Origin of the sequence: Clostridium sp. OM02-18AC, assembly GCF_003481825.1 — a bacterium.
In the GTDB taxonomy this organism is placed as follows: domain Bacteria; phylum Bacillota; class Clostridia; order Lachnospirales; family Lachnospiraceae; genus Brotaphodocola.
Map to the genome: position 1 here is coordinate 72,908 of NZ_QULW01000010.1, position 12,523 is coordinate 85,430.

General features: G+C 45.7%; 12 protein-coding genes and 1 other RNA gene. 2 read left to right on the top strand and 11 right to left on the bottom strand.

The window, feature by feature from the left end; all coding sequences use genetic code 11:
• Nucleotides 1-212: 212 nt before the first annotated feature.
• Complete coding sequence (locus DXB18_RS08610; RefSeq protein ID WP_118707245.1) at nucleotides 213-452, top strand: hypothetical protein; 240 nt, start codon at nucleotides 213-215, stop codon at nucleotides 450-452.
• Here DXB18_RS08610 and DXB18_RS08615 read toward each other — a convergent pair.
• From DXB18_RS08615 to ssrS, 8 genes are all read right to left on the bottom strand, one after another.
• A complete protein-coding gene (locus DXB18_RS08615) occupies nucleotides 449-994 on the bottom strand; it encodes a DUF5662 family protein (RefSeq protein WP_118543422.1) in 546 nt (181 codons plus the stop codon). The two genes, DXB18_RS08610 and DXB18_RS08615, sit on opposite strands and share 4 nt — an antisense overlap.
• Nucleotides 995-1,048: 54 nt before the next feature.
• Nucleotides 1,049-1,930, bottom strand: coding sequence for an Hsp33 family molecular chaperone HslO (gene hslO / locus DXB18_RS08620; protein WP_118543421.1), 882 nt, complete (start codon nucleotides 1,928-1,930; stop codon nucleotides 1,049-1,051).
• A 56-nt stretch (nucleotides 1,931-1,986) separates the two neighbouring features.
• Entirely contained in the window at nucleotides 1,987-2,739 is a 753-nt protein-coding gene (locus DXB18_RS08625; protein ID WP_118707247.1) for a class I SAM-dependent methyltransferase, read from the bottom strand.
• Nucleotides 2,740-2,822: 83 nt separating this feature from the next.
• Complete coding sequence (locus DXB18_RS08630) at nucleotides 2,823-3,335, bottom strand: SEC-C metal-binding domain-containing protein (protein ID WP_118707249.1); 513 nt, start codon at nucleotides 3,333-3,335, stop codon at nucleotides 2,823-2,825.
• Nucleotides 3,336-3,524: 189 nt separating this feature from the next.
• Nucleotides 3,525-4,742 carry a 6-phosphofructokinase gene (locus DXB18_RS08635; protein ID WP_118707251.1) on the bottom strand — a complete coding sequence of 406 codons (1,218 nt, stop codon included), beginning with the start codon at nucleotides 4,740-4,742 and terminating at the stop codon, nucleotides 3,525-3,527.
• Nucleotides 4,743-5,028: 286 nt separating this feature from the next.
• Complete coding sequence (locus tag DXB18_RS08640; protein WP_118707253.1) at nucleotides 5,029-7,305, bottom strand: SpoIID/LytB domain-containing protein; 2,277 nt, start codon at nucleotides 7,303-7,305, stop codon at nucleotides 5,029-5,031.
• A gap of 9 nt (nucleotides 7,306-7,314) precedes the next feature.
• Entirely contained in the window at nucleotides 7,315-8,550 is a 1,236-nt protein-coding gene (locus DXB18_RS08645) for an AI-2E family transporter (RefSeq protein WP_118707255.1), read from the bottom strand.
• Between the two features lie 111 nt (nucleotides 8,551-8,661).
• Nucleotides 8,662-8,839: non-coding RNA, 6S RNA (ssrS, locus tag DXB18_RS08650), on the bottom strand.
• A gap of 237 nt (nucleotides 8,840-9,076) precedes the next feature.
• Between ssrS and DXB18_RS08655 the strand changes: the two genes are divergently transcribed.
• Complete coding sequence (locus DXB18_RS08655; protein WP_118707257.1) at nucleotides 9,077-10,012, top strand: radical SAM protein; 936 nt, start codon at nucleotides 9,077-9,079, stop codon at nucleotides 10,010-10,012.
• Nucleotides 10,013-10,095: 83 nt separating this feature from the next.
• On the opposite strand, the gene DXB18_RS08660 is transcribed toward DXB18_RS08655, so the two are convergent.
• From DXB18_RS08660 to DXB18_RS08670, 3 genes are all read right to left on the bottom strand, one after another.
• Nucleotides 10,096-10,875: an N-acetylmuramoyl-L-alanine amidase gene (locus DXB18_RS08660; protein WP_118543413.1), complete on the bottom strand. Its 780-nt coding sequence runs from the start codon at nucleotides 10,873-10,875 to the stop codon at nucleotides 10,096-10,098.
• A gap of 67 nt (nucleotides 10,876-10,942) precedes the next feature.
• Nucleotides 10,943-11,380 carry an Lrp/AsnC family transcriptional regulator gene (locus DXB18_RS08665; RefSeq protein WP_118543412.1) on the bottom strand — a complete coding sequence of 146 codons (438 nt, stop codon included), beginning with the start codon at nucleotides 11,378-11,380 and terminating at the stop codon, nucleotides 10,943-10,945.
• A gap of 224 nt (nucleotides 11,381-11,604) precedes the next feature.
• Nucleotides 11,605-12,522: a type II CAAX endopeptidase family protein gene (locus DXB18_RS08670; protein WP_182430521.1), complete on the bottom strand. Its 918-nt coding sequence runs from the start codon at nucleotides 12,520-12,522 to the stop codon at nucleotides 11,605-11,607.
• Nucleotide 12,523: the final 1 nt, after the last annotated feature.

The window sequence follows — 12,523 nt, forward strand, 5'->3', positions numbered from 1 at the left end:
GCCACTGGCATCTCCGCGATATGCAATGCGAACAGAAAAAAGCACTGAATTTCCGATTTTCATCCAAAATTCAGTGCTTTTTTTGATTTGTTTTCTGATCTGTCATACCGCTGGCTGTCCAAATCCAATTGTTCCCAGCCACATTTCTTTTCACATAAAACCGCATAATTTCCCCCAAACAACGCATACTGTCCGCAAAGGAGATGATGTTCATGAAAGATGACGTATTACAAAATCTTGAAATCGTGCGAATCCGGGAACAGGACACTGACCGCCCTGACAAACATCCGGTACAGGATCCTTACGGGACCGATGACCCGGATGTTTTCGATGTCCGCGCTGCATCCGTCACAGACTGCACCGGCCTGATTCCGGCAGGAACCGATTCCCAGGATGTTCTCGAATCCTATGCGGAAGTGTACCATTATCCGGCAGATGCATTTCACGGTTAATAGGAGCCTTTTTTCAATAACTTTCTCAAATAGGAAAACGCAGCTTTTTCTCCGCGCAGTTTCAGGATCATAAGGATTTTTTCCAGTTCTGCCTTTGTCTGGGAGTGCATCGCACTGTCCAGATAAGGGCGTTCTCTCTGATAATATTCCCATGCAGACGCATCGGTGTAATCTTTTCCACGGTATACCTTGCATGCCGCAATGCGGTCCATAACCATCTCCACCAGATAATTTACCGGCATTTTAGCCCCGGCAATTCCCTGGCTGGTTTTGGAAAAATCAATCCAGTATTCAAAATGATGTTTGTTGCGGCCTTTATGATGAAGCCAGGCAGAAGAATATCCCTTTTCATCGCGCTCTGCGGCATTGGGACTGCGGTCTCCCTGGTAATAATGAACACCTGTGAGAAATTCCGCCGGACTGTACTTCGAAAGGTCGTGAAGCAGCCCCTGCTTAAAAAGACCTACTTTAAAACAATTCTCCATGACCAGCAGCTTATGCCGGGTGATCGTAAGAAAATGATGCCAGGCTTTATGCTTCATTTCGCGTTGCCTCCTAACTCTGTAACCCTTTTTATCTCCACACAATCGTTGTGCTTACCGTACTGCCTTTTCCAGCAATCCCTTCAGTTCGTCTACCGTTACCGGATAATGCTTATTGCAGAAATGACAGTTCATCTCAATGGTTTTTCCCTCATCGATCATTTCCTGAAGTTCTTTTTTTCCGATGCTGATCAGTGCCTTTTCGATGCGTTCCCTGGAACAGTTGCAGGCAAACTGGGTTGGGATCTTATCGAGAATTTCCAGTCCAAAATCTCCCAAAATATGCTCTAAGATCATCTCCGGCGTATTGCCGGCATCCAGCAGGGATGTGATAGAGGTAATCTCTTTTAAACGGTTTTCCAGAGTCGAAATCACTTCCTCGGAAGCACCCGGGAGCAGCTGCAGAATAAATCCGCCCGCCTGACGCACCGTATTGTCTTTATTCATCAGCACACCAAGTGCCACACTGGAAGGCGTCTGCTCGGAGGTTGCAAAATAATAAGTCAGGTCCTCTGCAATCTCGCTTGTCACCAGAATGGTCTGTCCGACATATGGCTCCTTTAAACCGATATCTTTGATCACGCTCAAAACGCCGATCCCCAATGCACCGCCCACATCCAGCTTACCTTTTTCGTTTGGCGGCAGCATAACCTCCGGGTTGTACGCATATCCTTTTACATCGCCTTTGGAATCCGCTGTTACGGTCAGTCCGCCGATCGGACCATCTCCTTCGATCTTAATGGTAAGAATATCGTCTGCACCTTTCATCATAACGCCCATCATAGCGCCTGCAGTCAGAAGACGTCCCAATGCTGCAGTTGCTACCGGACTGGTATTGTGCGCCTGACGCGCAAATTCTGTCAACTCTCTTGTTGTTGCAGCAAAGGCACGGATTTGTCCTTCTGCTGCAGTTGCTCTGATCATATAATCTGACATGATTCAAATTCTCCTTCTATCTTCTGCTGTGTAGCTGTTTGATATCATCCCGGTTTCTATTTCCCGCATTCCCGCACAACAAAATACACACGGTCACTGTCTTTTCTTGGCGGCTTTCTGGTAAAAGCATCGTAAACAGCCACCAGTTCCATACCGGCTTCTTTTACGGCCTGCAGCACTTCTTCGATTTCAAATGCTTTCTGATAATGCGTCTCTTCATACCTGGAGTAACGCCCGTCCTCATCGCGGATAAAGAGGGTCAGATCGTATTCATTCACCATTTCTTCTTCATCGAAATAGTTTTCCCAGATAAAGCTGCTCTTTTCCCGGTTTTCTGCAATGGTCTGCTCGCCAAGCTGTGTCCGGTACTTGTAAACCGTATTCATATCGAAAATAAATACACCCTTTGGATCCAGATAATTATTGGCAAGCTTCAAGACCTGCACCAGATCCTCATATTCCATAAGATAATTCATGGAATCACAAATGCTGACGATGGCACGCACCGTACCATAAAGTTCAAATTCCCGCATATCCTGCTGCAGATATAAGATCTGCTTTGGATCTTCCATCTCATGTTCGAGCGCCACTTCCAGCATTTCCTCCGAAAGATCCACACCAATCATATCATAGCCTTCCTCAGCAAGAAGCCGCGTCAGCTTTCCGGTACCACAGCCAAGATCCAGAAGCAGACCATCTTCTACTCCATACTCTTTCAGAAGCCCGGTCACGTAAGTACACCAGTCTTCGTAAGGAATATTGTCCATGAAAAGATCATACACGGACGCAAAACCTGTATATGCTTCCATTCCTGTGCCTCCTTTCCTGATATCCAATGCAAAGAAAAGCAGGAACGTCCCAAAGACACTCCTGCTTACCGTTCATCGTTTCCTTATGCGTTCTTACCGCAGCACTTTTTGTACTTCTTGCCGCTTCCACATGGACACGGATCGTTCGGGAAAATTTTCTTCTCCTTGCGGATGGTTCCGGAAGCCTTCTGCTGCTTATAGAGCTCTTTTCTCTTCTCTTCGCTTAAGATGGAGTTCCACTGCGGCAGAGTATACAGCCATTCTGCTTTTGCCTCTACCATGTTGTAATAAAGCTTCTCCGGATCGATCTCAATCTTAACCTGGGTGTTCTCATCCATGGTCTCGATCGGGTTCTCGTAACCCTTTAAGCTCTCATTGATACCGTCTAAGAAACCAGTCATGATCAAAACCTCGGTCTGATACTTATCAGCCAGTTCTTTTACGGTTCCCTCTACAACCTCTGCCGGCTTGCTTAAGATCTGCTCGTAAATGCCTTTCTCAATGGTGAAATAACCGGTCCACAGCTGCTCTCTCTGTTTATCGTCCAGACCATTGCCATAGGCAAGGTTTCTCCAGTTTTCTAATAAGGTTGCCATATTGTATATCCTTCCTTTTTCTATGATAATCCTGTTCGCACGTTAAGGACAACGTGCATATTCTCGATAAGTATATAACATTTCTCTGTATTTTGCAAATCATTTATGCAGAATTTTCAGTTCAGAATTTTCAGAATTTTTTATCTCTTTTCCGTTTAAAGAATCGATTCCTGTGCACAATAAACACTTTCACACATTTCGGTAAAGATATTTTGGAATTCCATGCTCCATAGGGCGATCTGGCTCTCCCTGGATCAGCGGCAAAGCATAATCCATAAATTCCTGTCCCATATCACTTCCATTTCGGGTAATCCAGGAAAGCGGAACCTTCTTTTCCTGGTTGCAAACCTCATTCACATCCACCAGTCTGCATTCCATTTTATATGGACTCTGCTGCACCCGCTCAAAAGCAACCATGCTTCCTGTTTTTCCAGAAACTGCAGCACGTACGCCCTCTTTTCCAGCCTGTGCCGCCTCTGCAATATCGGTTTCAGATGCAATCATACCGCTGCAGCGCTGGCTGACATTCAATTCCACAGAGCGAACCTTTACTCCAAACCGATGCCGCACAAAATTTTCCAAAACCTTACCGCAGCCAGTCAACATTTTATGTCCAAAATTGTCCACCATAGCTTCGTCCCCATACTCGCAGACAAACGTTCCGGACGCATCGGAAATTCCCTCTGATACACACACAACGACACTGTTTTGTTTCTCCAGTGCTGCTTTCAGATCCTTTGCAAACTGTTCTAACTCAAAATCTGCTTCCGGCAGATAAATCAGGACCGGGTTATCGCCCTCAAATTTCCGTGCGAGGGCACTCGCCGCAGTCAGCCATCCGGCATGACGTCCCATCAGCTCGATAATGGTAACTGCCTTCTGCTGGTAGACAGAAGCATCCAGCACGATCTCCCGCACGGATGCAGCTACATACTTGGCTGCGCTGCCGTATCCCGGCGTATGATCTGTCTGGATCAGGTCATTGTCGATTGTTTTGGGAATGCCAATAAAACGGATATCACTTCCATGATGTTTTGCATAGCGGGAAAGCTTGCTGACCGTATCCATGGAATCATTCCCTCCAATATAAAGGAAATATCCGATCTCCATCTGGCGGAATTTTTCAAAAATCGTTTCATAAAATGCATCGGTCAGGTTTTCTGGCAGTTTATAGCGGCATGAACCTAAAAAAGCTGCCGGTGTCAGTTTCAAAAGTTCCAGTTCTTCCTCAGAAAGTTCTGCACCAAGATCCATATAATGATCCTTAAGCAATCCTTCGATTCCATTGATCATGCCATAAACATGAGCAATCTCCGGTGCTTTTAACGCTTCCTTCACAACTCCGTAAAGACTTGCATTGATCACAGCGGTGGGACCGCCAGACTGTCCAACTAATAGATTTTTCATTTCTGTCCTCGTTTTCGTCTTAATCTGTAACTAGTTTCTGGTATTTTACATATTTTCTTATTATACGGTCATTTCACAGTCATTTCAAGAGAAAAGATAACAATATCAAGCTTTAAGCCAAAAATTAAGCCCCGGCACATCCAATATGCCGGAGCTTAATAAAAAGGGGAGGATAAGTATTTCTCTTTTCTTTGGTACTACTCCTATTATGTCCTCCTCTTCCTTCTTTATACATTCCATAAAAATTTTTATTGTGTTACCTATCGCAACCTACCGCGGAAGTCGCCTACAACGCATCCGTCGATTCTTTTTCCTCGATCGTTACCCCATCATAAAAATAGTTCAGGATTTCTTCATACTCCATTCCGGTCTTCGCCATAGCCTGCGCGCCATTCTGGCTCATGCCGACTCCATGCCCGTACCCACCGCCATAAATACGAAACTGCGCGACGCCGTTTTCATCCGTTCCGGCATCTTCCACAATCAGAAATCCACTGGGCAGCAGTTCCCAGCCCTCTGAAGTTTTCCCATCGCTGCGGTTGATGCTCAGTGAGGAATCGCCGAGGGCACTGCGAATCGCATTCTGCCCGGATATCGTCGTTTCTCCGTCTGTTCCTTTTACCAGAAGCTGCATCGCGACTCCGCCAGGTCCGCGGCTTGTTACAGTCACGCCGGTTACCGTTCCAACTCCGCTTACATGGGAAGCAATGATATTCCCGTTCGTTTTTACATTCCACCGGTAAAGCGGATATGATGAATCATAAGATGGAAATTCGTTCTTTTTTATGAACGCAGCAAATTCTGCCTCATTTTCAAAATTCAGACGGCTTCTGGCTGTCTGAAGGCTTAAGCAGCGCAGATATGGTGTTTTTTCCGGATCACTGTCCCAGATGACTGTGTTGGTCGTAGTACCGCAGGATGTCGAAAAATAATAGGCTGTGATCGGTTTTCCGTCATAATACAGCATTTTCCCATACGTTTCCTGTACTGCCTGAGCCGTTTTTTCGTCTGGTTCTGTATTATTATAGACTTGAAACTGTGTGCTGTCATCAATCTGCGCTCCATAGCTGCTATAGCTGTTGCTCTTCATCTGCATAAATGCGTAGGTCCGGGCACAGACAGCCTGTGCTTTCAATGCTTCTTTTTCATAACTGGACGGCATCTCGCTCGGAACAACTTTTTTTAAATAATCTTCCAGATACAGTTCATTGACAAGAACGAGACCTTCTGCGGTATCGATCAGTTCCAGCCTTCCTGCATACGACGGCTGTCCCTGTGCCCGGTTTAAACTGGTCACAGTCAGCTCGGTTCCTTCCTCCGGCTCCAGGATCAGGCGCTGTCCACTGCAGCTTCCGTCTCCGCTTGTTACGGATATTACCGTGTCTTGTTCCAGCGTTTTCTCAGAATCTCCCTGAGTCTCTTTTACGGTTCCCGGACAATGAATTTCAATCTGATCATGATATCGGCTCCGGAATCCATCGCTCATGATCAGGACACGGATCTTGTCTGCCGCATCTTCCCGTTCTTTGACAATCGCACAGATTTTTCCTTTTGCAACCACAAATTCCTGGTTTTCACTGCCCACCAGGATATCCGAAAGTTTCTGCCGTTTCACATCACCATAGGTTTTCAACACTTTGTATTCTTCATCCAACGGCACCGTTCCATAACCTTCTAATTCGACAGTGTCATCCTGTACCGAAAGAATTTTCCCTTTGATCCGCTCTTTTTTTACAGATACTTTTGTTATTTTCCCATGTTCCATGCTCAGATCTGCCAGATTGCCTGCCAGTTCTTCAAATTTTTTATAAGTTTTCCGGAATGGGATTTTTCGCTGAATGTCTCCAATGTAGACCATCAACCCATTTTTGTCCCCATCCAGAATCCAGACATTCCGATAAATTGTATTCTGTCCCTCGTCTTTTTGGATATGAATCAGTTCGCCGTCCCGTATATATACGGTCAGTTCATGATCTACATAAGAGTCCAGTGACACCCCATAAAACGTGATCGTGCCCAGACTGGTATATGCCGTCCAGGCCGGACAGCCCTGAATATTTTCCGGTGTCCCATAAACTTTTAGGTTTTCTGTCTTTACTGCCCCTTTTGCATCGGCTTCTTGCAAAATAGAATCATAAAGAAGCCACCAGTTTTCCTCCGGATATGTTTTGTTTCGGTTACGCCCATTTACCGGTACCAGTCTGTTTCGGTTTTCCGATAGTCCGCCCAGGATCTGTGCTGCCTCGCCATAAGTCAGCATGCCTTCCGCATGACTTTGGTCTGCCGGAGTTTCTTCTTCATTCAGGAAGCCTTTCTCATACAGATAATCCAGATAAGGAACATACCATTCTCCTATTTCATCTGCCGGGAAATGCGATGCCCCGTATTCTTTTTTCCATGCGTCCAACTCTTCCGGTGATAAAAGAGCAAGGGCGACTGACTTTGCAGCCGCCGCCCTGGTAATTCCTGATTTTTCCGGTTCACAAATTAAGATTACCAGGATTAAGATCAGGACGATCACCGGAATTCCAAGAATCCACCGGATCATGTTAGGTTTTTTCATAAATGCCTCTTATTTTTTAATATAAGTCTGCTCGGTTTCGTCGATATGGTCAAGCCCGTCATATGCAGTAATATCACCGGACAATGTCTTTTTATGAAGCATCCATGTCGTGAATTCTGTCACCAGACGGTAAATGACCGCAAAGGTCGGCACTGCAATGATCATTCCCACAAATCCCATCAGGCCACCAAATAGCAGAATGGAAAACAGCACCCAGAAACTGGAAAGCCCCGTAGAATCGCCAAGGATCTTGGGTCCCAGGATATTGCCGTCAAACTGCTGCAGAAGCAGGATAAAGATCAGGAAATAAATGCACTTGATCGGATCTGCCAGAAGAATCAGGACTGCACTTGGGATCGCACCGATAAACGGACCAAAAAACGGAACTACATTGGTTACGCCGACAATGACACTGACTAACAGGACGTATGGCATATTCGCAAATCCCAAAAGGACAAAACAGATCAGACCAATGATCAGCGAATCCAGCAGTTTTCCAATGATGAATCCGCCAAATACCTGATTCACATACCTTGCTTCCTCTATCACTTTATTCGCAATCTTTAATGGAAATACCCCGTAAATGATCATTTTGATCTGGGCGCGGAGTTTTTCTTTCATATTCAGGAGATAGATCATAACGATCAGCCCGATCAAAACATCAAAGACTGCATTTACGATCAATACCACACCGCTGGACACACCGCCAATGATCCGGTAGATATTCGGTGCTACCACATTGGTCAGCCAGTTTTGAAGATAATCTGCAGCCGCTCCGTAATGCTCCATGACCTGTTGTTCCAGATCCGGGTTGTCTGCCAGTACTTTTTCCAGCCAGATTTCCAGATTGGCAATGCTGGATGGCATGGTTTCCAAAACCCCGCGGATGCTGTTGATCAGTTCCGGGATCAGCATGGAAATAAGTCCGACCACGACTGCTACCAAAAGCACCAGACTGGCTGCAGTCCCCAAAAACGCGCCAAGACTTTTTCTGCTTTTTTCTGATGAGATAACCTTCTTTGTCCATTTCATGACTGCGTTCTGAACCCAGTTGTAAACCGGTGTAAGAAGATACGCAAAAACTGCCCCGTAAATAACCGGTGCCAGGATCTTGGCGATTTTTTTTGCCAGACCAGCCACCAGTGACCACCGGATCACTACAAAAATTGCAGCTACCAGAAGCAAAAGCACGACCAGGGCTGTGACACCCCAATATATATATGTGCGATACTTTTCATTCTTCATGCGATTTTTCCTTTCTTATCCAATGTTTATAGTGTATCACACAACGATGTAAAGATAAAGTTAAGATAAAATAAAATAAAAGCAGCGATCTCTCGCTGCTCTTTTCTCTTTTGTAATCCCGAATGTGCCGTTCTTACTTATTGACGCCTAGCAACGCTAGGTGGGCAACCGCACGCCGGCTTCTGCCTTCCACTCAGTGGAGGCCTGACATCCGCCTGCAGATATAGGAATCCCTTAGTCAGTAATGTAGGTTCAAAATGGGTAAGGTTGTCGAACACTTCAGGAATTACTTTCTTCGTTTGCTCTGAACTGATTATACAACAAGTACTCTTCTTTTTCAAGTTCCTTTTCAAAACATCCACGACTTTCCAGATCCATTTCCATATCTGTCGTTACGCTGCTGTCTGTCTTGCTTTTCTTTCTTTGTTTTTGTATACTGAAAAACGAAGAAAAAAAACAGCGTTGCAGACATTTATGAAGCGTCACCAAACATGCTGCCTGCAGCCTGACCGATTGGAGTATCATCATGTCTGAACAGACTTTATCTTATTTTCAGGAACAGATTCATCACTGCCAGCTCTGTCCGCGGATGTGTAGCATCGACCGTACTGCACAAACAGGATTTTGCCAGGCACCTGCCGGTGCTGTTGCTGCCCGTGCTGCCCTGCATTTCTGGGAAGAGCCATGCATCAGCGGAACACGCGGAAGCGGTACCGTATTTTTCAGTGGCTGCACCCTGCGCTGCTGTTTCTGCCAAAACTATAAAATCAGCCGCGAGATGTACGGGAAAACTCTGACAACAGCGGAACTGGCTGATGTTTTTCTGCGCCTCCAAGAACAGGGCGCAAACAATATCAGTCTGGTAACAGCAACCCATTTTCTTCCCTGGATCATTCCTGCACTTGATCTGGCGAAAAAGCAGCTTCATATTCCCATTGTTTACAACTGCGGCGGATATGAACGCATCGAAACCATTCTGGCTTTAAAAGATTATGTGGATATCTGGCTTCCGGATTTCAAATACGAAAATTCGGAATTGTCTGCCCGCTATTCCCAGGCACCGTTCTATTTCCAGACTGCTGCAAAAGCCATACAGCAGATGATCCGGCAGACCGGAGCACCACATGTTTGCAGCATTCCAGGAGAATCCGGTCCCGTCATGGACCGTGGTGTCATCATCCGGCACCTGGTTCTCCCCGGGCAAAAAGATGACTCCATCCGGATTCTCCACTGGATCGCCCAAAATCTGCCCAAAGACAGTTTTTACATCAGCCTCATGAGCCAGTATACACCTTATGAAAAAAATTCCATGTATCCGGAACTAAACCGGCGCATTACCAGCTACGAATACCAGAAGGTCGTTGACGCTGCTTTAGATCTTGGTCTTACCATGGGATTTATGCAGGAAAAAAGCAGTGCCAAAGAAGAATATACGCCCGCATTTGACTTAGAAGGCTTATAACCCCCAAAAGCATCCTCAGCTACCAGATTTCCTGTTTTTTGCACTCCTCCCGTTTTCTGCATTTTCCCGCTTTCTTCACTCTTTTAGTAAACAGCCGGCTCCTGCACCAAAAGCGTAGGATACCCGGCTGTTCTTAGTGTTTTTTCCATCCAGGCAGCATTGTCCAGATTGAGATAGGCTCCTACCCGCACCTTATACAAACCATTCTGAGCCACCAGAAATGCCGGATATCCGGCTGCCTGCAGCTGTCCCAGCAGTCTGTCCGCAAGATCCTTGTCGGAATATGCACCAACCTGGATCTGATAATATTCCTGCTGCCCCTCCGGACTCTTTAATGTCATGAGGATTCCATTTGCAATGGCGGAAGCAGTACGCTCAAACTGATCATCAAAGCGCTGGTTATCCGCCTCATTGTCTAAAAATCCAACTTCCACTAAAACAGCCGGCATTTCCGTTTTTCTGAGCACGATCAGCCCCGGACGTTCTATGATTCCAAGGTCATTCCAGCCAGACTGCCGAAGTTCGGTGTTGATGTTTGCCGCCAGCCGCCCGGCCTCGCTTTCTTTTGCAAAAACCAGGCCTTCCGTTCCAGACGCGGTCCCGGGAACCGGCATGGCATTCCGGTGAAATGACACAAAATAATCTGCATCCCAGTTATTCGCCATCTGTGCTTTCTGAAGCGGACTCTGATAGACATCCTGCACTCTCGTATACCCCACATCCACACCATTTTCGCTTAAGATCTGGCCAACCGCAAGCGCTATGCGTAAATTATCGTTTTTCTCCCGCCGTCCCTGATAAACAGCTCCTGGATCCGCCCCACCATGACCGGCATCCAAAATCACTTTTTTTGTTTCCTGCAAAATAAATCCTTCCTTTCCATATTGCCCTCTTACTACAATATGAAAAGAAAGGATTCCTGGTTCAACATTATTCTTCTACGTCCACACCCCGTGGTCCGACATGCGTGGAAAATACGATCTGAGTACTGGTTTTTCCAAATTTCTGGAGTTGACCAATAAAAATATCCAGTTCCATCGTACTCTGAAATGCCACTTTTAACAGCATGGAATATTCCCCTGTCACACAGTTGCATTCCAGCACATTTGGAATACTCTCGGCATAGGAATAAAATTTGGGTTTATCCTCCGGAGTTACATCCAGGTTAATAAACGCAATGATGTGATATCCAAGCCGGATTGGATCTACCATCGCATGATATCCGGCAATCACACCGTCTTTTTCCAGTTTTTCTATCCGTGCAGATACCGCCGGTGAAGAAAGGAATGTATTCTCTGCTATGGTTTTCAGGGAAGCCCTGGCATTGTCCTGTAAAATTTTTAATATTTTTCTGTCGATATCATCCATAATGGTTTCTTCTCCTCCTCATTGATAAAATGAACGTAGCTGATAAGCTGCCAGACAGCCACAAGTGAGCTTGAAAAAAAGAAAAGGCGCCCGAACCTCTGTCCGAACGCCTTCGCTCTCATCACTTAATCTTATTTTGTATCATACCCTCTTATGTTTCACTTGTCAACAAAAAAATTTAAGAAATTAAGCTTTTAAAAATTTCATCTGTATGGTTACATCCGTCATCCAAACAAAAATAACAAGATACATCCTGCAAGAAATACCCAGAATCCAGGCGACTTCAGGCAGGTGATGCCCATTGGTTCTTCCTGATATACCCAGCCGGAAAACCAGGAAATCCGTTTGTAATGGGAGACAAACAGAATCACTGCAATCACCATGGCGACATATGCAAATAGATTCAAAGCTCCATATCCCAGATATGCAAACAGATTTCCGCTGTCTGCTGCACGTGATAAAACCACGGGCAGCACTCCTCCAAGGAAATTAATACACATATGAAGCGCGATATTATAACGGAGTCTTCCTGTACTGCTGTAGATCCACGCAAAAACAGCACCAAGGATTGCGGCATAAAAAAACTGATAAAAGTTTCCATGGAACAGACCAAACAGGAGTCCTGAAAACAATACTGCTGTTTTCTGTCCATAAGGCACCAGCCGCTCTACCAGGTACTTTCGAAACATCAGTTCTTCCATAACCGGAGCAATGATCACCGTCGTGAGAACAAGCATCTCCAGATCCATCTGATCTACAAGATCAGCGACAGGATTGCTGTAATCCATGCCTCTCAGGGTACCTGCCGCTTCCATCAGAATGCCTCCAAGCAGGTTTCCCAGATACGTAAAACCATAACACAACACCAGCAAACCCAAAAACTGACTCAGACTAATTTTCTTTTTTTCTTGCATTTCACAGGACGGGATTCTTCCCATGAGCCAGGCAAACAACGGAAATCCAATTCCGTACATGGCAAATTCTGACACCAGAAGAGCCGCACGCGTAAACGCACGGCTCTGTCCAAAGATCAGAACAAACGGTTCCAGCAGCGCACCAAGGAAGAGCTGCACTGCTGTAGAAACCGCGAGAAATGCTGTATAAATCCAGCATATTCTGGATATCTGTCTTCTGGTATTCATA